Here is a 20,439-nt window from a genome sequence, read left to right as displayed (position 1 = left end):
CCTAAAAATCAAGGATGGAGGCACGTTGGTAAAAGATTCCCATCAGCTGCCTTTTAGCTTTAAGAATTTTTGTAGGTTCAAACCTAAAAGTGAAATTTACAGAAAAGATGTAATTGTTATTTTTCTGTCAGTTAGGGAGTGAATATACAATTAAGGTTGGGCATATTTTCCAATTAAACCTGTCATTAGAAATAGGATTTCCAGGCTAGAGTGTCATTTTTCTAGCAGAAAAACACACCTTCACAATTCGTGTGTAACGAGCCCTAAACAGCAAAAACCAGCCGCGAAGCTGGTGTCCTGTAAATCATAGAAAAGACTAGTTTTTTTGCAAGGAAATGATGCCGATATTTCGGCATCCCGCAAGAGCGAGATTAGTCTTGCGTGAGAAGGTTAGGAATGGGGCTTTTCAGTTAGCTGTCGTTTTTTACTACTTCAGAAAGAGAACGCTCAAGCAGATCAGATTTTCTAAAAACATAGAATCCTCGACCAGCCATTTCTGAAAACTCAGTAACGATACCTTGCTTCATTAGATGGCGAAAAATGCTTGGAATAGATAGTTTTCGAAGTCGACACCATTGGTTTAGCACGACATAGTGATCGGTGAAGAACAGCAAACTGTTCTGCTCCCCTGGAAGTTTCGCTTTTTCCGACCGAACAAAATCGTAAAAACGCTCTCGTACCTCAGGAGGAACATAGAAGTCTCTCGCCAGTGTATGTTCATTGTAGTCATTTTGTTTGCCCAGCCTTTTATTCAATGCATCGAACAACTGCTCACGATTAACCGCCAAATTCGAAAAATTTAACTCGCTAGCCTTTAGGAACGAATCGCACTGCTTAGATATCAGCAATACGAGAATATCTGCGACTGACCAGTTAAAACGGCGCAAGACTATTTGCGCTTCGAAAACAGTTATTAGTTCCCCTGAGGTATAGCAAGCACTCATCGGTTTCGTACATGCCATCAAACGCGCAAGAAGCTGGTCGATATCACGCACGTCATACCAAGAGTAACGCAAAGATGTTGAGTCATAGCTCGGGCTCAACAGGCCAGCCTTCACCATAGAAGTCACGTCCGAAGTTGCAACACTCAAACAATCAGCTAAGGTTCGGCGATCTACAAGGAAATGAGTGCCAACATCACGGAAATTAAGGTGAGCATGTGGATTTGAAACCCGCTTAGACTGAAAGCTCATCACATGAAAAGGCTTCACCGGCCAAATAAGAGGACGAGGCAAAAACCCCAGCTCCTCAATATAGTTGGCATGTAAATGAATAAAGAAGCTATGAGGGATATGCTCTAGTAGACCCTTTTTCTTCCAGTAGTCGACACGGCTTTGAAACTGTCTAAGACGAAACTTTTCATCGACTAGGCAACGGTAGCTAAATTCGAATAGCGATGAAACATTTTGAACATCATCTGGAAACACTGCGTATGCAGCTGCTTGAAAGTCGTAGAATCGCATTGCCATTCCTGCCATGCGATAAAGATGGCGACGATAATGCTGTTGTTGGACCAGACTTAGCCCTTGCTCAGCCACTTGATACAGCGGCAGAGAATCCACTTTAGACTCGTTCTCCCTCCACTCCACTTGGCAATTCTCACACTTGGAGTATATTTGCGGAGTCCACTTTAATGGCGTTTGGCACTCGGGGCAGCAGCTCACCAACGGCTGGCAATGCTCCTCACAATGAGTCACATGCGTCAAACGCCACTTTGCTTGAATCGGTTTGATTTCTGCAATGCACGCTATGCAAACCTTCGGTGACTTAACCACAATACTTTTGATAACTCGACCATCGTCGAACGCCCCATCGAGCTCGTTTTCAAAATGAACTACAAGCGTTTCTGGGGACAAACGAAGACGTCTGGACATGCTAGACGCCACTCTATCTAGATGCCGGTTGTCGCAGGTGATACTAGGGAGTGGCATCCCTTCCAAGCCAAACAAATCACGCATTGTTTGAACCTGGCGGTAGCCATTCGTATGGCTGACCCGCAACAAATAGCCCAACAGTGTCTCATTAGCCATTGGTCTTGGGCGCAACGGCAGTTCAGAAGGCATCGCTGTCATACAACCCCCGACGTTCTGCTTCTTCTGAAACTTTAGCAATAGACTCGCTATCAAGAAGCGGATTAAAGCTCAGCGGTATTTCCAGGTTGCTCGCTGTGTAGAAAGCGTCCGCAAAGTGCTTAAGTTCTACAACTGTATCCGAAGTGGTACGTTCAATAACCGCTTTGAACAAGAACCTAATACTACGAGGGCAGCCATCAGTGGCGAGTATTAACCGAATCAAAGTACTGATGTCTTTCTTAAGTACTGGTTTCCCATCATCTAACACACTGAAAAAATTGAACCCTTTCACCTTACGAGGAAAGAACCCTATCAGGCCTTGGATATAGTCGGCAAAGTCGAATGTTCCAGCTCTCGTCATACATGAGAAATAACTGAGTGATAACTTACAGCGGGTACGAGAACGTATGGCATCGTCTGCGGCCATCAGCGCCAGTAAGTCTTCCTTACCAGCCAGCAAAATGGGGATCTTTAGATCATTCATCAGCTCAAGCAGCAGTTTAACGTTTGCGGTTTTAGCGTCCGCTCCAGAACGAGGAATGACCGACTGAGACTCATCCAATGTAATCATCCGAGTTTGCTGTTGAGTAATTAAGTGCTTAAGCCGCATACGACGCTCAACAACCAAGCCGCGCCACGGTAAAGGGTCTCCCATTGCTTCAAGCAGATTTCCGAGTAAGCCCGCGTAAGTGTTCTCCGGTGGTATGCGAGCATACAAGATAGGTCTGAACGTTTGCTCATCGGTGTCCCTAATCGGGTAATCGAGCATCAGTTGCTCAATCATATGACTCTTACCCGCCCCGACAGGTCCTATCAACACCACCAGTTCAGCATCGCGACCGCCAAATTTGTAGATATGAGTCAACGTGTCGTAAGCAACCTTGAACTTAGGGTAAAAAATCGTACGTGCCAAAAAGGCATCAAGCTCTTGGTTATAGTTATGCTCATCCATGCTATCGCCCTCCAGACAATTCTCGGGAGTAATCCGGGATAGGAGGCTCTAGCACTGAAGTGCTGGTTTGCACTGATGTACGCTTAGTATCATCTTGCGCTAAGCGACCGATACCCTCATCAAGCGTCACCTGGGTACAATAATCAGTACTATCGACGACTTTAGACTTTGGCGCATTAGACGATTTTTTGCCTTTTTTAGGCTTCGGATGCGCACCATGCTTTGAAGGAAATGTTCTCGGTACAGGTGGTTTGACTCCCCGTTTTGCCGCTTGTTTTTGAGCTTGGTATTCAACAAGTGACGTTCCCGGAGCAACCGTTTTATCACGCAGAGGAACAACCAACATCTCCATCTTTCCTGGGACAAGAACGGTAATCGTCGAAATATCTCTAGCATTGAAGATGACTTTAACTTTTGTTTTGTCACTGCTGGTCTTGCGGTCTTTAGACTTCCGCTTTTTCTGTAACAACTTAAACCGCAGATTTTTAAGCTCTGTAGAGTGGTAGTGAAGGTTTTCTATCTGTATGCCATGCGTCGCTTGAATAGTCCGCTCATAAGTAGCACCAATCAATGCATCCAGTTTGGCAAGGTTAGGTACAGGCCTTGGGTAAAAATCTTTTTTGCACTGAGACAGCTTTTGAGCAGGACTAAGCCCGTCCAAACCTTTGTGCGGATTTTGATGGTAATAGTCGGCGATGTACTCCTCTAGATATCGCGTGAACTCAGACAAGGTAACGACAGCAGCAGCCTCGACGGTTTTGTTGAAATTTTTCTCGTCAATGCGCTTACCGAGATACCCTGGAATCTTGGTCAACAACTGCTCTCGGAGCGTCCTGTTGAAACGTTCAATGAATGGTCGGCGCTGCGACTTTTTAGACTCAGAGCGGTGCAAATCGGTATTCAGCATGGCGCAAAAACGTAACACACTCTCGGAGATAAACCCCGCGCCATTGTCAGCGTGAAAACAACTCGGCACACCAATTGAGTGCCAATCATTATGGTAATTACCATTCTTGGCTTTTGGTGAAACAACATGGCGTAACAGATTGATAACTGCCTCAGCAGATTCCGAAGGATTCGTCCCATGAACGATTGAGTAGCCGAGCACGCACCGAGTGTGAACGTCGATCGCGAGAAAGAGTACAATCCGGCCAAGGTACTCTCCGGTTTCATCGCAACGCACCCCTAAATTCAAATGAACCGCATCAATTTCGACGCGCTCTCCAGGATAATAAGTAATGATCTTCTCATTGCTGTCTCTGAACAGAGCGCGGGCCGCATCAAGCCCTTTTTGTGCGGCGGTGACTTGGAATGGATCGAGTTCATCGAGTAAATTGTCTAAGGAGGTTTTGGACATGGGCGAGCCAGAAAGTTCATACTTTCGCTGGTTAACATCCAAGTAAAACGCCTGTTTATAAGTGCGGTATAATGCGGAACGATTACCACCATGTTCAACCAAGTAATGTTCATCAATGATGCCCATCGCGAAATCTAACTGTTTTCCGATTACTGGCTTGGTGCGCGTCCGTTTGGTATTGAGTACAGCTTGGATGTTCTTGCTCTTCTTAAGCCACTTTTGGTGCATACGATAGAGCTTCATCTGATGCGGTGGGTTGGGGTCGTTTATTCGCGCTGAAACAAGTTCGATGGCCTGAAGCCTAGTATCCATGGAGCCCGGTGAACCACAAACCTCTAACTCGTTTAGATAGGCTAACCAGCGCTCTGCTTCAAGCAGTTGCTTGGCATCCGTGATGGGGTGGATGGCAACCGTGTTGTCTTTTTCGGTGACAGTTAACATCCCTTCCTGATAAGCAAGCGACCATACCTCGGTCTTGAGCATTCTCGGTTCATGGGTCAAGGTGTTTTCGAGGATCATGTAATCGGGCTCGGCATTGCGAACGATGTGTTCATCACCGTCGTAGCTTAAGAGCATGCCTTTCACGAAACAGGTGGGACTTTGCTAGTAGGTAGAGGAAGCTGCTGACATTAGAGAATTCATGCTGCCACCTCCACCACGGTGCTACGAGTAATCACATTTGGAGCCACACTGCGAATGACTTGATGCGCGAGCATCACCATCGGATAGGAAACCCATGCGTTATGCTGCTCACAAATCGACTCTAGCTCCTCTAGTTTTGCCACTCCACCACGGCTCTCAATGAACTGAATGATTTGTTGATTCAGTGTCGGTATAGCCTCAAAACGATGAAATGCTTTGAGCTGTCGCAGCTGAATCAGCCGGTGTGGGTGGACGTCTGGCTCAGTAAAGAGCTCGAGTTCAGTACCCGTTTGCTCCCTGACAATACGCTGATGTAGTGCGTACTTTTGCTTGAACTTGTCCGAATGGGTTCTCGCTTCAGGCTTAGTTTCACCAAACTTGGATTCTGAGCCATACATCACCAGTAAATCAGGTGTGTACTGACGCCAGTTCCCTTCCTTTGCGTGGTTTAAAAGGCTATCTGGTTGAGTAGTGAAAGCGGTGACTGTTTTATCAAAATCGAGCATCAGACCAACATCGCTCTCAAGCATCGATTCCATGGCCTGCATACTCCTTGTTGTTATACTGTAATCGTTGCGAGCGATTTTCATCGTTGACGCTTTATTGATTTGTCTGTTTAGACTCATTTCTTGCTCCTTACGTGTTTAGTTTGAGAGAAGAAAGATAGTCGAGCGCTTACAAAATAACCATATTCAAATGCTAATAATCCTTTATTTATCAATGACTTATTATTAGCAATAATTAATAAAATGTCAGTGTAGTGCTTGTGTTTTTTGCTAAATACCTGAAAATTAAGAAGTTTGATTTTTGGTATTTTTCATGGAGTGAAGAGCTAGTGCATCAAGTTTTTTTAGAACTTTTTGCTATAAGCGAAGATTAGTCCGTGGCGTAAACTCATTGCACGACTCGTTACGCTATATTCTCAGATTCATGCATTTACAGAACCGATATGAAGAAGAAAATGTCCCGGCGGTTATCCCCAATCCTTTTCTAAAACCTGGATTTGTTAATCCTGGGGTCTCATTCGCACAAGCGAGAGAAAACCTCAAAGCGAAACTCGTTCGGCGAAAAGGGACTGCTAACACCGCGAAGCGATAGGCAAGAGGTTGGTTGCTCACCCCTTCATCTAATTGCCCAGAATAGTGTGTGTTTTGTAATTTTCTGAAAACTGGTATTGGAGTAGAAGTGATGACCAAAGATACGAAGGGGAAGATAAACCCGCCCCCCGAGGACGCAGAAGCGCTCTATGACGATGCCTTTCAAGACTTACTGAAATGCTCAGTACCGCTTACTCAAGAGATGCGAGAATCGGTAGATAAGCTCATCGACGGTGTTGAAATAGATTTGAATGAGAAGCTCAATGATGAAGATGACGAGCCTAAGGGTGCTGAATTCTAAAGCGAGCAATAATAGGTTGACTACGGATATAATATACCAGTGAAGTGACCTGCTATAGCCAATTGCCTAAGACCTTGTTAATGATCCAAAGAGAGTCCGCTAGATTAGGCTCGCTGAACTGCAAGGATAAAAGCAAATCAAGACGTAGTTAGCGGAGCATCACTCCGATGATTATCGTGCTTAATTTGGGTCTTCAATACCCCAAAATAAACAGATATTTTAAGTTGACAACTTAACTTACGACAGTAAATCGCATATCAAATACTGTTCATCTACATAGTAAGTATCACTTCGAAACTAACTGAATATATTAGAAAAACAGGTTTTTCTGCCATGCGAATTATATAGATGTGAATTAGAATTAACTAAAGAGTTTGGAGTGACTGGTGAGTAAATCTGAATCAATAGCGTGTTTTGCTAAGACGTTCTACCCATGCCTCATCGCGTTGTCAGAGACTGAAATTGAGTAAGAGTGAAGCGTACCTTGTTACGGAGACGAAGGAACAGCCTCGACGGGAGCAGTGGTCACTTCACAGATATAGGCGCTAACTGTATGAAGAAGCGACACTTTGTAGCGCGTCGGGTAATTCCCAACCCTTTTGACGGTGATGAGTTTGTAAACCCTGGCGTATCGATGACTCAAGCACGAGAAAACCTAAGAGAAAAACTCTTACGGCGTGGGCTTAAGCTCAAGCGGAGAAGTCGTTAGGAAATTGCCCGCGACCTACTCCAAGTATTGGTTATTTGTTCAAATGTAACAGCCTAAACGGGAGTTGTTTTGCAACATTCAAGCAGCCTTAAGTGCCTTTACAAACAGCTCTCTAAGCCGGGTGAGCGCCCAAAGGTCAACGTTATAAGGAAGCAGCAAAGTATCAACTCGGAATACTTAATACGGACAATCTCTGAGTATTTGGGTGTGCCGGTATATAGAGTTGTGGGTAGAGGACGAGACCTTAAGCTTGCTGATGAGTTGTTAGATTTAGCGAACCAACTCTCTGAGGTGTTTGCTATTCCTACCCCGAATTTAACCGATTGGGAGCAAGCTATCGCTGAAACTTGCAAATTGGTACGGAAGGGAAACTGCGTACTGTTTATCGACGACATCGAAATTTTGGCGGGTAAGCACGATGACATTACAGATGCATTATGGACCTGGTGGGAGCAGTGGCTTAAAAACGCTACCGGATTCACGCTGATTTTTGCTAGTGCTGATGACACATGGTTAGACGAACATATAACCTTTTCGCCAGGATGGTACGGACGATTAAGTTTTGCCGGTGCGATTACCGAAGGGTGAAAAAATAATACTATCTTGAGCCAACTAGGAGTGTCGAATAAAAACTAGGTGCAGGACAAAATCGACTATGCCATAAGAAAACCATGAGTTAGCCTCGCTATCATTCTGGTACAATCGAAACCAGTGAAACTGATTGCGGTTGTGAGATTGTAAAAGTGGGAAGTGAAATCAAAGTAATGGTAAAGCCTGAGAATCCTAGCCACTTTCTAGGTACTCAAACAACTGTTGTTTACATCCCGTAATCGACATTGGACAAAACCTTCTTAGAGTAATCACTTAAATTAGAAAGATACGGATAAGCTCAAGTATGGGAAGTTCACTGAAGCCAGTGTCCAAAACTAAAGGTGCGGCTCACCTCCGGCTACTCGATTAAATGGCTTCACTGGTGCTCCCTGATATCCTTGCTGGCACTATACGACGTACTTATCACTTGGTCCGCTTCTTCTTTTAAGTTGGTGATCCACCTTTCAAGGCTGCGAGGGCCTTGGTCTACCACTAAACTTTCTGCATCCAATAAGCGCCTTTGCAACACTTTGTATAGAAAAATAAAAGAATCTAAGGCTAAATCGAGCTTAGGAAAGTTTAGAGTGATAGAGTCCTGTGACAAATCAGTATGCGAAAAGAACTGGTTTCTCAAAGCAAGAGCATCTTTCAGATATAGAACAAACTCACCACTATGAATATTTAAGGCTTTAAACATCTCTTTGCGGAAACTTTCTTTTTTAATATCTAAGTGTTTCCAATGAGTATCCTCACTTTGCTTGCCAAAGCATTTAGCCCACGATTCAATGAAATGACCATAGTGAGCATTACAAGTTGATATCCAAAAGTAAGTATTGCTATCTTTCAGCACATCAATTTGTCGAGCATAGATCAATGACCTTATACCTGACCGAATTACATCCATCTGAGCTGATATTAACTGTAACTCTTCATTGCCTGACTTTTTAGATTTAAACTTTGTAATTATCAATGTTATCTCCTGCCATTTAACGCTAATGCGGACGTTAAAGCTATTGCTTAATGCCTTCATACATATTACCAATAACTTCAAATTTACTTGAGTCATATTCTCTATTTATGGACAACGTTTCTAAACCCTCTAGCCACGGTCATAATGATCTGCATACACTGAAGATACTTTGTTTCAAATAGACCTTATAGAACTCTGTATGAGAAATACTTTTTTGATGGATAATTGGTTTATAACTTTATCTTGAGGAGCATTGCATATCTAAGTTTTCAAACAACCATTGTCTATTCCCGGAATCGACATTGGACAGAACGTTTTAAGTGACTTTACTAAATTAGTAATTGCTGAATTACTTAGGGTGTGGCAATTGCCACCAAAGCTCACTTCTCAATAACCGAATAAGTAGAACTTATTCAACCATTGTAGGCAATGAAGAGTTTGTGAATCGTATATCGATAGTGTTAGCGTCTATACAGGCTTGTTGTCGATTCTCAAGTAACTCTATAAATAAACTTGTATTGGATGTACATAATTTCATGGTGTAGATCATTTCAGAAATACTGATTATGTTTAGGCAAACGTTATGTGTATTACTCAGTGACTGCATTAGATTTATTACTTCTTCCCAGTCGTTCGATGGCCGAAATTCATCTATAAGAACAATGCCATAAAATGAATTATTACCCTCCAACAATAGAGTGTTATCGTGCTCATCATAAATTCTCTCGCCTCTTTTAATGGATTTGTAAACACCTTCCAATTGGCTAAGAGCTTTTTTACAGTGCTTAACTATACTCGCGGCGGTTCGCTCATAAGATTTTCCTACAGCGTCTTTGTCTACTTGTAGGCACTTTGATTCAACAGCGATCAACTGTTGATTCTGAGTAATAGTTAAAACATCAGTAAGCTCTCGCTCTTTCTTACCGATTGTGACAAGAGGAGATATAGCTGTCTTAGAATTGTCCATTAAACAAAGAGATTGGTAAATTTGACGTTCTTGGCGGGCTCCATCTATATCTTTAATTACATCGTAGTGTGTAGAACTTTGCTCATTAACGTGAATGGTTTTAACTGTGTGTATATCTTTGATTTCCGTTGAAAACTTGAAGCTCGCTATTGGGTAGTGAGGGTGTGAATCATAATTAAACCCTAAATCTGCACAAACGGAATCTGTAAAATGATTGACCGCATCGTAGTCATTGGATGAGGTAAATTTCATGTTTTGAAGGACATTGCGAACACGTTTATTTCTAAAGTTTGTTTTTATTTTAATTTTGCTTTCTTGAACTGATGCATCGGTTTCATCGAATAAAACGAAGTCCAATTCAGAATCGAAGAATGAAAAGTCCAATATATTATTTGAGTTCTGCCACCTTTGAGCCAGCAGCGCATGCATTGGAGAACATTTATTGTCAAAGATTTTCATACAAAGGGCTAAGTAATACGGCTTTCTTGAAGTAGTGAATACGTAAAAATCAACTTTAGCGCCCAGAGCTATGGCCTTAATAGTCGAAGTAGGCAGTTTAGCAATAATCGCCTTGTCGCCTTTATTGTTAGACTCACAAAGTACACCAATTTTCTCAGAAACTAACACTTCGTACGCAAATCTTGATGGTATATACATATATTTCTCAATAGATTAGCAATGATAAAATATCATACTGCTTATGCTTAGTGAATCAAGACTACCAAGGAGTGGTCGGTTCAAAGATTGTGACTTTAATTCCCTATTACCATACGAGATTTTCAATAGTTCCCTCACAGTAGTAACAATACATACACGTTTAAATCTGCTTGCTTGGTGGTCACCAAAAACATGAGTAATGCTAGTCTTTAAGTTCCCTCATCGATAAATGTTGATAGGGGAAAAGTCTATCAACAGGATATGGTTGACCGTTTACTACAAACGGCTTTGGGGCAGTTTCGAGTTACGGTTAACCGTTTCTTAGAACCCGGAAAGTGTCGAGAGTTCTTAGGCCGTACCACATAGAAAATGTCTAGGATTTTCAGACCATGTCAGTTTGGAATTATTGAGTCAGGTCGTTAGTTTGCTTTATGGGTTTAAAGTGAAGTTTACCTAAAATATAAAAACGTGCACTAAATGTTGATCCGCCCTACCAGCATCTCTAGTTGTGCCGATGTAAGCGCCTCCTTCACCAACATACAATTCGATCGCTCTTTGCGTGAACTCACTATCAGCAATTACAGACAAAAAAGGAATTAAACCAAGTTGGTTGCGAGAATATGACACACATTCCCTAAATAATTTTCTACCTATGTTTTCAAATCCATATTCATTACGTATATCACTATGAGTATAGAAGGATTGAATATGGGACATTCTGTTCAAATTAATAGAAGAAGAGCCTTTTTCATTGAGCTGCGGTATACCAACTTTTTCTAGGTATTCATAAACATTTTCATTAAGGCCTATATGCGAACGCGCTGCCTCGATTATTTCCAACGACCAGCGTTTGCTATTTTTTGTTAAAGCCTGACCATAACTTAGAGCGATCATTCCCGCATATTGTCTCCTGCTCCAATATGGCAATTTGGCGTAGAAGATAACTTCCCATTCATTTGATACATATTTAAACCAGTCATCAAAAGCACTAAGATTTAGTGTACTTGTAGGGCTCCACGATTGCATACCCACAGGCCACTCTCCCATAGACCGCTTCCAGCAATCCGAAAAGAGTGTATAAATTTTTTTCTTAACAAATCTTGATGAGCGAACTTTCTTAGCAGTTAAAGTTACTACTTTGCTCTTTCCCAAGAATGCTGCGTTAATCAACTCCTCCGCGTCTTTACCTAAATTGTGCTTAATAAGCTCTGTAGCGAGAGCATTCTTTGTTATTGTATTTTCTCTATTGTAAGCAGCCCCAGAAAACACCAACAGAAATAGAAGTTTCCTTCCGCTACAACCACAGAACAAGAGCTTAATAAGGAATCTTTTTTTATATAAAGAGTACCTTGCTGATGACAGACTCAACATATGATCGATTAGAATATCATACTGATCAAACATCCTTAGACCATCGTATCGTTTCATCCAAGCAAGCCATTCTGAATGCTCTCGATAAATAGTAGAAATCATACCGCCATACATAAAATTTAAGAGATTAACATCGAGCAAACCACCGTTTATTGCTGAAGAAACATCCTCAAGTTTATTAAATAAAAAGACGTAACTTCTATGAAGGTTAGAAGAGGGGTCAAAAGGTTTGTATATTACTGTTTTATTGAAATCATATATATAGGCTGAACCATTATGATTTGGCCTACACAAAGGAACTCTCGACCTTATCTGTCTAGATAACATTTCAATAGTTTTAGGAGAGCAACCATTCATAGATAGGTTTAGTCTTTCATCAATATCACTTAAACTCCAACTAAGGTATGGATAAAATCCCTTTCGTTCAGCCATCGGTTCACTAGACAAATGAGCTATACCAGAATTAGGTTCTGTAACTATCTCAATCGTTTTGAGTTTCTGCTCATTATTCCCTCTTTCCTTCTCAATTTTCTTTACTTGTCTAATTGAGATATACGCAACAAATACCGTAAAGCAAGTAGCCAAAGAGGTAATTATCTGAGAGTAGGTTTCTATATCTTTAAGTTCAAAGTTTATCATTATTACAATTTCATTTAAGATTAAAGAAAAACTTGGATTCATCTCTAGTAATTAAATACTCACCGCAGCCAATTTTTCTTTTTGATGTTTTTTTACACACCTCTAAATGGAATGAAGATATCGTCGGCATTCCAATATCAACCCAATCATTTAATAACTTTTTAATCGTTTCAAATGCCCAATCACTCCCACACCCAATTAGTTTTTTTCCAGTAAAAACAGCCAATGAAAACTCATCTCTATTATAGATACCAAAATACCCTCCTGAATCTGCTGACTTATAATCTTCTTCTTTCTCATATGCTGCAAAATAGTAAGGGTTTACAATACTCAAATAAGCCTTAAATGGCATACTTCGCCAATAAAAATCTGATTTATCACTGCCACCAAACCAGAATTTTTGTTCATTGGTTTTAGAGGACCACAGCTTCTTTAATGTGAGATCTTGACATAATATTTTGGGTTGCATCTCTTGTGTTCTAAAATGACCTTGAATCTCGACAAAGCCACACGGTATAGACTCTTCTGATACTAGTTTTTCTCCACTTTTTCTTAGTTTTATTAGGGTGTCACCACCACCTTTGTTTTTTAGTATTAGGACCAATATACCTTTTTCTTTTAATTGGTCATAAATATCAGAGGGAATATCATATATACCTACCGTATAAAATATAACATCAAATTTCTCTCCTGGCGCACCTCTTGCTCCATCTCCTACCTTAACCCGAACGTTATCGTATCCAAGTAGTTTCAATCTACTTTTTGCCTCAACTCCTAGTTCACCATCTATTTCGGTAGAAACAACTCGCCCACTAGCTCCTACGAGGTTAGACAGTAATGCTGCATTCCATCCGCTAGCTGTACCAATTTCCAAGATACTATCTCCGAGCCTAATATCTCCAATAGCGAGCATATACAAAACAAGTGATGGCTGTGAAAGTGATGAAAGAACCTCATTGGTCTCTCGATCTGTCTTAATAATAAGATACTGATCTCTATAAATTTTGGTTAGATGTTCCGAAATGTTACTTTCAGTAACTAGTGTCTCAGAGTCATCAACAGTATCTTTATACATTGATACAAAATTATGCCTATCCACCAGTTCAAATGCTTCTTTAACTTCAATAGGCAAAGGTTTCCAATGAAATATCTCATTATAGTTTTTCAATATTTCTAATTTAAGGTTTGAAACTATATTTTTATTCATTACAACAACCTTCTATAGTAAGAATTCTCATTTATCAACTTTCCTGGTCTCATCCGTACCTAGATCATTTAAACTAATATTTTTTAGTAATTACAAACTGAACACCTGAAAAATAGATAGGTTGAGAAAATTATCATCTATAAAGTCTAAGTTTGACTTTTAACTTGCTAAACTGAATACTTAACTTATTCATAGTTTAGTAGAAAGAGTTTTTTATGTTTGGTCCCCGAATCGTCTAATCATACCCATTCCGCAAGATTCTCTTGTTAGGCATTAGCTGTGGTTACTAGATACAACCTGTGGTCGACATTGAGGACTTGATTTTTACCTATATCGATAAACGATTTGCTCCAATGACAGTGACCGAAAGCTACAATATCTGTACCTTTTGACAATAAATAGTTTGTGATTTCAGGATCACCTATTTGGCGATTTGTAGCATCCTCAGGACCGAGGTGTAAAAGTATCAGGTCGTTTTTAACATTTGTAACCTTCGCTAGAGCGCTCATAAACTCCCGCTTGGATTTTCTTTGATTCCTGTCACTACTCCCTATGATGCCTGAAACACCACCGATGCGAATACCTAAGTAATTTTTACTATTACCGTCGAGAACAATAGTATTCGATGCCAGATGCGACTCCACTACGATATCGTGGTTTCCATGCACGCCCACAACAAAAGGAAATTCTTTAGCGAATGCATTCCAAACTGTAGTGACGTCACCAGTGCCGCCAAGTTTATGCAGTTCCGGGTGATCATAAAAGTCTCCAGCCAAAGCAACTAAACTAACTGGTGGAATTTCACCTAGATCAGATAACAAACTTAACTCTTCTGCTACTAACTCACCTATCAGTCGATTTGTTTTTTTTTGTTCACGCCCTTGAAGATCCGAGGTAATAACAAAAGAAGTAATCCCCTTGGGTAACTCATCAACTATCGCTTTATAAAACGGAAGCACAACTTTACGAACCTTGCCTCCTCGTCCAGAAGATCTATATTCAATCTCATAAAATGGATCTTCTGATACTTCTATAAATCTCACGCACACTCCCCCTGATGCCTAGCAGGCTGAAAGTTAGGAATAGTCGGAACCAAAGTGATAGACAATATGTTTCATCCTATAGTCTTTAAGTAAATTAAGTCAAAGAGGATAGTTTGGAAATGTTAAGAAAATCAGTACTAACAAGCAATGAGACATTTCCTTCCTACAACAACTTAAATGAAAACCTTGAGTTAGCCTGAATACCATTCTGGTACAATCGAAACCAGTAAAAAGTGGTAAGGCCTGAGAATCCTAGACACTTTCTAGATTCTCAAACAACAGTTGTTTAAATCCGTAACTTGAAATTGGACAAAAGTGTTTCAGAGATTATTCTGAAACAGCGAAACACGGATTAGCCTATCTATGGTGGACCTCCAAGTACAGTTAAACCGTTGCCAATTTAAGTCACAAGGCCACGATGCATTAACTCACTTTATAGGAGCGAAAACTGGTCGCAAGAAGGTTTGGGCAAAGGATTATTATTGTGATGCCTTTACTGAAAATGTGTCAGGTCTAGTCCAAGTTACTGCACTTCAATGAGCTAGAACAATCTCATCAGGATCTAAACCTTCAATTGATTCAGTCGCAACAGTCGTATCAAGGTATATCGAGTCATTGTCGCTGGTTTCAACAACTCTAGTCTCGTATGTGGCATCTAAATGCATGCAATCTTGATCTGTTGGCTCTAAAGTCTTCGTTATTGTCGTTTCATCTAAACAAAGAATACTGTCGTCATCTGTTGGCTCGGTAACGTTCGTTTGAATTGTCCAATCACAACGAATCTCATCATTATGTTGCCCCTTTATTGTGAAAGTTTTGGTTGTTATATCGACTTTATGAAAAGTAGAACATACAGGGGAAATCTCGATTGTCTCACTATAGTTCATAATGTAAGGTTTCATTTTTCTTCCTTTACTGTAGCTATAAGTAACTTAGGGTCAAATAATTCATCGCTTATCTTGATTACCGAGCTTTGTTTAGAGAGGTTTAATGCAGTAATCACGAAGTTTGCAGAAGCGTTACCAGAAGGATTTGAAGACGAATAAACAAAAATAATTGTATTATCGGAGGTGATGGTTTTAGATAGACTTAACAACTCTTGAGGTGAGAACTTGCCCTCTTTATCTATCAATATGAATTCATCATTGGTTGCTTTTATAGTGTTGGGTGAAACTTGTTGGATAAACGGTAGCAAGACCGTAGAAAAGAGTATGAATGAACTTAAAAAAACACTTCTGATGAAATACTTTTCAATATTTTTCACTAAGGTAGCAGCTTCCCACTGCTCATCTTGTGAGGTTAGCCAGTCGATGTAAATACTTTTAGCTAACTGCTTGAAGTCAGGCGAACCTTTGAATGAACCAAATCTACTTTTTAAGGTTCCTTTGACTTGTAGGTATCTGCGTAACAGAACCAAGACGTTAATTAGAGAAATACTTGAGAGACCAAAGGCAAGCCACATCAACACACTGAAGAGTGAAAAACCCAACTCCAGTATTGATTGAAATAAAAATGCGAACAACCCTGTGTATACCAAGGCAATTGCGATATAACTATTAACCTTGTTGTTTAATGTGTTAATGCTGTTTTGGCACTCTGCACTCTTATGCTTTAAGAACTCCATTCTTAATTTGCTTTTTGAACCACCTGTGTCATCTTCAAGACCTAAAAAATCAGCTTCAAGTTGGTCTAGTTCTTTTTTGGAACGAGGTGACTTTATGTCCGAAATTCGTAAAATTGATAACAAGTTAAAGCGCTCTTTAATATTGCCTTTATGGATATAAGTAAATAAATAGATATGCTTATCACCCCAAGGTAACGAGAGGAGGGATAAACGAAGTTCTGCTAAGGAATTTACTGAGTCAAAGCTGTTATCCTGTGATGCATGGAATACAGGCAAATGGTTTAGTAACCTATAAACAAATAAGCTGAATTTATACCCAAAAGAGGTGCAATGTTGTTCTTCCACTATGGCTCCATTTTCGTGCTACCCGTTGTCAAATAGTCAATAATTGATTCCGATATATTGAGTCCTGTCTCAAACTCTAGCCATGCCCACTGACCATTAGCATTCATCTCCAAGAAATACCAAATATCATCTTTCACAATGAAGTCAAAACACCCAAATTTCATGCTACATAGATCCATAAAGGCAAAGCAACTACGCTCAATATCTTCTGGGATCGAGCAGGTTTCATAGATAACTTTGTTGTTTAGCTTTCGCCAATCTATAGGGTTTTGTGAGTGAATTTTAACAGGAAAGACTCGTTCGCCTACAACAGTTAATCGTACTTCGAAATCTTTCTGGATATAACTTTGTAGATAAACGGGTGAGTACTCAAAGTTACGGGTTTCAAATGTTGGGTCTATTAAGTTTGTTTGTACGAACTCTTTACTAGGACCTCTCGTGATTTCACCTATAGCAACAGGCTTGATAATGCCTTTCTGAACAGAAAAGTGTTTTAGTAAAGTTACATCATTTGTAATTGCGAGCTCTGGTAGGTTAAGTCCGACTTCACCTGCTAGAGAAGCCTGAAGCACCTTATTGTTGGCGCGGCGCATAATCGAAGGTTTTGTGAGTACAGTTCCTTTAAAGCTTTCTATGATTCCTTCAATCAAGGAATAGGTTTCCCTATGTATATACGAGTGATAATAACTATCAAAGATGCCATCTAGCTTTTCCATTGATGGCTTTCGAAAATAAATGGATAAGCATGATTCGGAGTCTATTTCACTACATGTACCTTTAATTTTGAAACCATTAGAGGAATAGGTGATGCGGTACTCTGAGAATCTGTCTAAGTCTAAACGGAAAAAACTAAGTTGATTGAACTTTGCAACAAGGTAGTCACAGGTTTTGTCATAACTGCTCGTTACTACGAGTACTGTTCCACTATTCAACTTACTTCTCTCAACTTTAATATAATTAGCTAATGTATATGTTTGCTTAACTACTTTCTATTAGGAAAGCGCTCATCTTTCTTGATTTAACTGGCATGAAGACTGACATATTAATAGCAGAACGGTGTTGAATTAGTCTCAAAAGCTTAGCTATGCGATTGACTCAAAGCCTGTTGTACGAAGCTTATCCCAATAATGTTGATGTATTGATTTACACGCTTGGCGCAGTTGTTCAATATCAGCATCACCTGCGAGTTTAATGACAACGCTGTTATTGCTTTCATAAGCACTTTCCACAATCTTTAGATTCTCAATATCTTCTACGAAAGCAGCCACATAAATAGGGAAATCCTCTTTCTCTGGCACGAAAGGACAATCAGCCTTGATATCGGATTCAGTAATTTCTCTTAGACCTAGCTTAAAATTCATCATTTACCTTTGTTTGACAATAGTTCGATGCTGTAAACAACTTACTAGCATAAGAAAAACGAGGTCAAATGAAGATTTAACGAAGTGAGAAGCTAAGCAGAGTTAACTTAGAATGGGGCAGAAAAGAGTGAGGAATTAGCAATGAACGCTGCCTTAAGCTATAAGTAAACCTGAGCAAAGCGAGTTCGACACGCGTTTACAAATCGGTCTTGAAGGCTTTGTTAACTGTTTTTATATAGGTTTTCCTTGGAGTTTCTTAGCCTTGTTGATAGTGCCCCACAAGAAATTAACTCCCCAAAGGACAAGTAAAAAGTATATAAACCATGCTCCTAACCCTATATATACCATTGGAGCCGTATTTACGTTATAAATAATTATCCCCCAAATAAATGATAGAAACGACAGCATACCTAAACCAACACCCACAATTTTGAGCTTTTCAATTGCTTGTTTCTTAAATGTAGAAACTCTCTCGGTCAAAGAAAACTCCCCTTTTTCCAAGTTGATTTTGCAATATCTTCCGCAGATTTTTCCATACTGCTCGAGTTTTAAAAAAGCACCTGGCTCATTAATAAACCATTGAATCTCGCTAGGTGTTAATTCAGTTCGTGTTAACCCACTTAGCAGTATCAATATTTCTGGGTAGTTAGCGTCTATGTCTTTTGCAAGCACTTTAATAGCAGTATATCGGCTATGCAATTCCTTGGCTTTTTCACCTTTAATGTCTTTCAATTTTTGAAAGGTAATAAGAAATGTGGCAATACTAACCATAACCCCAACAAGTCCTGCCGCAGGTGTTATGTAACTATTGACATCCACTTCAAAATTCCTCTTGGTGTTGAAAACTTAGGACAGTTAACAGCTTCTTGTCCAGACTCTAAGATAAACCTCAGGTTAAAATATATATTTATCAATGTCGAACTAATCTTTTGATATAAAAAAATTAATGCAGCGCTAATTCAATCTGCTCTGACATCGCTCAGAATTAAGCGAGAACATTTATCGATGTCTTTTACAGTCGTTAATGGTTATGGTAACGGAGGACAATCTAGGTAATTGAATTATAACTGTACATGTACAGAATTGTCCTAGCTTAAGGGGGCTATACTGGACTTATTGAGGTGATGAAAAAACGCTTTCTACACCTATCATCTTAAACCAAGACAACAAACTCATTTTGGGACAAAGGTGTGTTTGCGTTCATCGGTTCACATCGCCCCCTGCCAAGTGAGCAGACTGAGGAGAAGTGACAAACCTTATTAAAAACGGTCAAACCTTATTCGAGTCGAACAAACTATATTGCCTTCCGACAACTAGGTGCGCCACGGCCAAAGAAACCAATACTCCAAGAATTGGAAGAAAAATACGCGGAATACTTCAAGGGCGATTTATTAGGGAAGGCCGTCTGAATCAAAACGCATTGGTCTGAATCTTAAATTCAGTACCCCATTCTAACGCAAGTGAGAGAGCAGCAACTGTAAGGTTTGTCTTGATGTGATTTTGATTCATAAGCTTTACCTCTAACGAAGTCTCTAGTTAAATCATACCGCTACACTTTGTTCTGTTTGACTTGCCAGGCAGATGTGCATAGAGCCATTCACGGTCATTTTTGTACAGCCACATGTATGCGCGGCAAGCCTGTTTGATGTCATTTCTGGAGTCTACTTGCTCCTCTGCAAGTTAATCCTATGCCTGCCTAGCCTAAGCTTAACAGCTCCGAAAAATTCTCAATGGTATAGTCGGGCTTAATATTAGCGTATGTTTTCTTTAGTTCTTCCTCACGCGCCACATCTTCGTCTGTCCAGTGTGTTATTTGGACTAGTATCTTCCAACACTCTGGAGAGAAATTTCGACCGTAGTTGGCCCAAACACTTTTTATTCCAACTTCATTAGCCATTGAGATATCTTTAGTTAAAGAATCACCAACATATACTGCATCTTTGACATCAACTTTCTCTTCACGGCATATGTGTCTTAACAATTCTGGATTAGGTTTAGACTCTTCTGGAGGAAGTCGAATAATGAAATTCCCGTCTACAGGGATAGCCTTAGCGTTAGGTGGATCAGGGTGAATGTTGTATCGGTCTTCTAACGTGTATAGATGAACAAAGTTGTCAACAATCCCTAACTTGTTAAGCCTATACAACGAGTTAAACTCAAGAGCCTCTGTATGGGCTACAATCTTCACACCTTCACTATTCAACTTATCTAAAGTGTCTTTAACTCCAGGGTAGAGCTTCAAAGTATCATTTCTCTTAGAACTAAATGCTGACAAAACTGGCGATAGTTGCTTTTGTAAGTACTTTTTATCATCTGACTTGAAAAAATTAAGAACAGATGGGAGTTCTAAGGTTGCAAAAGGCTTCTCTGAATTTCCAAACTTCTGATGAATAGACTTATACTCAGCTAATAGAATATCTAAAGGAACACCAATTTCCTTGCTTAAAGCATTAACCATAGCCTCAAATGATTTTGAATAAAATGTCACCCAATCATATAAAGTATTGTCTAAATCCGTTATCAAAAGTTTCATG

General features: G+C 40.1%; 18 protein-coding genes. 3 read left to right on the top strand and 15 right to left on the bottom strand.

Annotation, left to right across the window (positions count from 1 at the left end):
* Positions 1-410: 410 nt before the first annotated feature.
* The 4 genes from LQZ07_RS07840 to LQZ07_RS07825 are packed head-to-tail and all read right to left on the bottom strand — an operon-like array spanning position 411 to position 5,649.
* Complete coding sequence (locus LQZ07_RS07840) at positions 411-2,072, bottom strand: TniQ family protein (protein WP_152779785.1); 1,662 nt, start codon at positions 2,070-2,072, stop codon at positions 411-413.
* Positions 2,053-3,024 (bottom strand): TniB family NTP-binding protein, encoded by a 972-nt coding sequence (locus LQZ07_RS07835; RefSeq protein ID WP_152779787.1) that lies wholly within the window; start codon positions 3,022-3,024, stop codon positions 2,053-2,055. The genes LQZ07_RS07840 and LQZ07_RS07835 overlap by 20 nt, the downstream gene beginning before the upstream one ends.
* A gap of 1 nt (position 3,025) precedes the next feature.
* Positions 3,026-4,966: a transposase gene (locus LQZ07_RS07830; RefSeq protein ID WP_371923306.1), complete on the bottom strand. Its 1,941-nt coding sequence runs from the start codon at positions 4,964-4,966 to the stop codon at positions 3,026-3,028.
* 53 nt (positions 4,967-5,019) lie between these two features.
* The gene (locus tag LQZ07_RS07825) at positions 5,020-5,649 is read right to left on the bottom strand and encodes a TnsA endonuclease N-terminal domain-containing protein (RefSeq protein ID WP_152779789.1); all 630 of its coding nucleotides are present in this window, start codon (positions 5,647-5,649) and stop codon (positions 5,020-5,022) included.
* Positions 5,650-6,211: 562 nt separating this feature from the next.
* Between LQZ07_RS07825 and LQZ07_RS07820 the strand changes: the two genes are divergently transcribed.
* The 3 genes from LQZ07_RS07820 to LQZ07_RS07810 all read left to right on the top strand — a co-directional run bounded on the left by LQZ07_RS07820 (position 6,212) and on the right by LQZ07_RS07810 (position 7,718).
* Positions 6,212-6,421, top strand: coding sequence for a hypothetical protein (locus LQZ07_RS07820; protein ID WP_016402421.1), 210 nt, complete (start codon positions 6,212-6,214; stop codon positions 6,419-6,421).
* Positions 6,422-6,974: 553 nt separating this feature from the next.
* Positions 6,975-7,130, top strand: coding sequence for a hypothetical protein (locus LQZ07_RS07815; protein ID WP_194164055.1), 156 nt, complete (start codon positions 6,975-6,977; stop codon positions 7,128-7,130).
* A 69-nt stretch (positions 7,131-7,199) separates the two neighbouring features.
* A complete protein-coding gene (locus LQZ07_RS07810) occupies positions 7,200-7,718 on the top strand; it encodes an AAA family ATPase (RefSeq protein WP_152779791.1) in 519 nt (172 codons plus the stop codon).
* Between the two features lie 379 nt (positions 7,719-8,097).
* On the opposite strand, the gene LQZ07_RS07805 is transcribed toward LQZ07_RS07810, so the two are convergent.
* From LQZ07_RS07805 to LQZ07_RS07755, 11 genes are all read right to left on the bottom strand, one after another.
* Positions 8,098-8,751 carry a hypothetical protein gene (locus LQZ07_RS07805; RefSeq protein ID WP_152779793.1) on the bottom strand — a complete coding sequence of 218 codons (654 nt, stop codon included), beginning with the start codon at positions 8,749-8,751 and terminating at the stop codon, positions 8,098-8,100.
* Positions 8,752-9,100: 349 nt separating this feature from the next.
* Positions 9,101-10,315 carry a hypothetical protein gene (locus tag LQZ07_RS07800; RefSeq protein ID WP_152779795.1) on the bottom strand — a complete coding sequence of 405 codons (1,215 nt, stop codon included), beginning with the start codon at positions 10,313-10,315 and terminating at the stop codon, positions 9,101-9,103.
* Positions 10,316-10,768: 453 nt separating this feature from the next.
* A complete protein-coding gene (locus tag LQZ07_RS07795) occupies positions 10,769-12,325 on the bottom strand; it encodes a hypothetical protein (protein WP_152779797.1) in 1,557 nt (518 codons plus the stop codon).
* 10 nt (positions 12,326-12,335) lie between these two features.
* Positions 12,336-13,532, bottom strand: coding sequence for a protein-L-isoaspartate O-methyltransferase (locus tag LQZ07_RS07790; protein ID WP_152779799.1), 1,197 nt, complete (start codon positions 13,530-13,532; stop codon positions 12,336-12,338).
* Between the two features lie 266 nt (positions 13,533-13,798).
* The gene (locus tag LQZ07_RS07785; RefSeq protein WP_152779801.1) at positions 13,799-14,575 is read right to left on the bottom strand and encodes a metallophosphoesterase; all 777 of its coding nucleotides are present in this window, start codon (positions 14,573-14,575) and stop codon (positions 13,799-13,801) included.
* Between the two features lie 533 nt (positions 14,576-15,108).
* Positions 15,109-15,477, bottom strand: coding sequence for a hypothetical protein (locus LQZ07_RS07780; RefSeq protein ID WP_152779803.1), 369 nt, complete (start codon positions 15,475-15,477; stop codon positions 15,109-15,111).
* Entirely contained in the window at positions 15,474-16,544 is a 1,071-nt protein-coding gene (locus LQZ07_RS07775) for a hypothetical protein (RefSeq protein ID WP_152779805.1), read from the bottom strand. The genes LQZ07_RS07780 and LQZ07_RS07775 overlap by 4 nt, the downstream gene beginning before the upstream one ends.
* The gene (locus LQZ07_RS07770) at positions 16,544-17,476 is read right to left on the bottom strand and encodes an MvdC/MvdD family ATP grasp protein (protein ID WP_152779807.1); all 933 of its coding nucleotides are present in this window, start codon (positions 17,474-17,476) and stop codon (positions 16,544-16,546) included. The genes LQZ07_RS07775 and LQZ07_RS07770 overlap by 1 nt, the downstream gene beginning before the upstream one ends.
* A gap of 150 nt (positions 17,477-17,626) precedes the next feature.
* Positions 17,627-17,908 (bottom strand): hypothetical protein, encoded by a 282-nt coding sequence (locus tag LQZ07_RS07765; RefSeq protein WP_152779809.1) that lies wholly within the window; start codon positions 17,906-17,908, stop codon positions 17,627-17,629.
* Positions 17,909-18,136: 228 nt separating this feature from the next.
* Positions 18,137-18,724: a hypothetical protein gene (locus LQZ07_RS07760; protein ID WP_249483588.1), complete on the bottom strand. Its 588-nt coding sequence runs from the start codon at positions 18,722-18,724 to the stop codon at positions 18,137-18,139.
* 877 nt (positions 18,725-19,601) lie between these two features.
* Positions 19,602-20,438, bottom strand: a complete 837-nt coding sequence (locus LQZ07_RS07755) for an HAD family hydrolase (protein ID WP_152779811.1) — start codon at positions 20,436-20,438, stop codon at positions 19,602-19,604.
* Position 20,439 lies beyond the last annotated feature (1 nt).

The organism is Agarivorans sp. B2Z047, assembly GCF_023373605.1.
Classification (GTDB): Bacteria; Pseudomonadota; Gammaproteobacteria; order Enterobacterales; family Celerinatantimonadaceae; genus Agarivorans; species Agarivorans albus.
This window is presented reverse-complemented; position numbering and strand designations above follow the sequence as displayed.

Bases quoted from the DNA above. Each gene is read 5' to 3' on its own strand.
- LQZ07_RS07790 (WP_152779799.1), bottom strand. From the start codon at position 13,532: ATGAATAAAAATATAGTTTCAAACCTTAAATTAGAAATATTGAAAAAC.
- LQZ07_RS07755 (WP_152779811.1), bottom strand. From the start codon at position 20,438: ATGAAACTTTTGATAACGGATTTAGACAATACTTTATATGATTGGGTG.
- LQZ07_RS07795 (WP_152779797.1), bottom strand. From the start codon at position 12,325: ATGATAAACTTTGAACTTAAAGATATAGAAACCTACTCTCAGATAATT.
- LQZ07_RS07835 (WP_152779787.1), bottom strand. From the start codon at position 3,024: ATGGATGAGCATAACTATAACCAAGAGCTTGATGCCTTTTTGGCACGT.
- LQZ07_RS07765 (WP_152779809.1), bottom strand. From the start codon at position 17,908: ATGATGAATTTTAAGCTAGGTCTAAGAGAAATTACTGAATCCGATATC.
- LQZ07_RS07815 (WP_194164055.1), top strand. From the start codon at position 6,975: ATGAAGAAGCGACACTTTGTAGCGCGTCGGGTAATTCCCAACCCTTTT.
- LQZ07_RS07780 (WP_152779803.1), bottom strand. From the start codon at position 15,477: ATGAAACCTTACATTATGAACTATAGTGAGACAATCGAGATTTCCCCT.
- LQZ07_RS07805 (WP_152779793.1), bottom strand. From the start codon at position 8,751: ATGAAGGCATTAAGCAATAGCTTTAACGTCCGCATTAGCGTTAAATGG.
- LQZ07_RS07840 (WP_152779785.1), bottom strand. From the start codon at position 2,072: ATGACAGCGATGCCTTCTGAACTGCCGTTGCGCCCAAGACCAATGGCT.
- LQZ07_RS07800 (WP_152779795.1), bottom strand. From the start codon at position 10,315: ATGTATATACCATCAAGATTTGCGTACGAAGTGTTAGTTTCTGAGAAA.
- LQZ07_RS07825 (WP_152779789.1), bottom strand. From the start codon at position 5,649: ATGAGTCTAAACAGACAAATCAATAAAGCGTCAACGATGAAAATCGCT.
- LQZ07_RS07820 (WP_016402421.1), top strand. From the start codon at position 6,212: ATGACCAAAGATACGAAGGGGAAGATAAACCCGCCCCCCGAGGACGCA.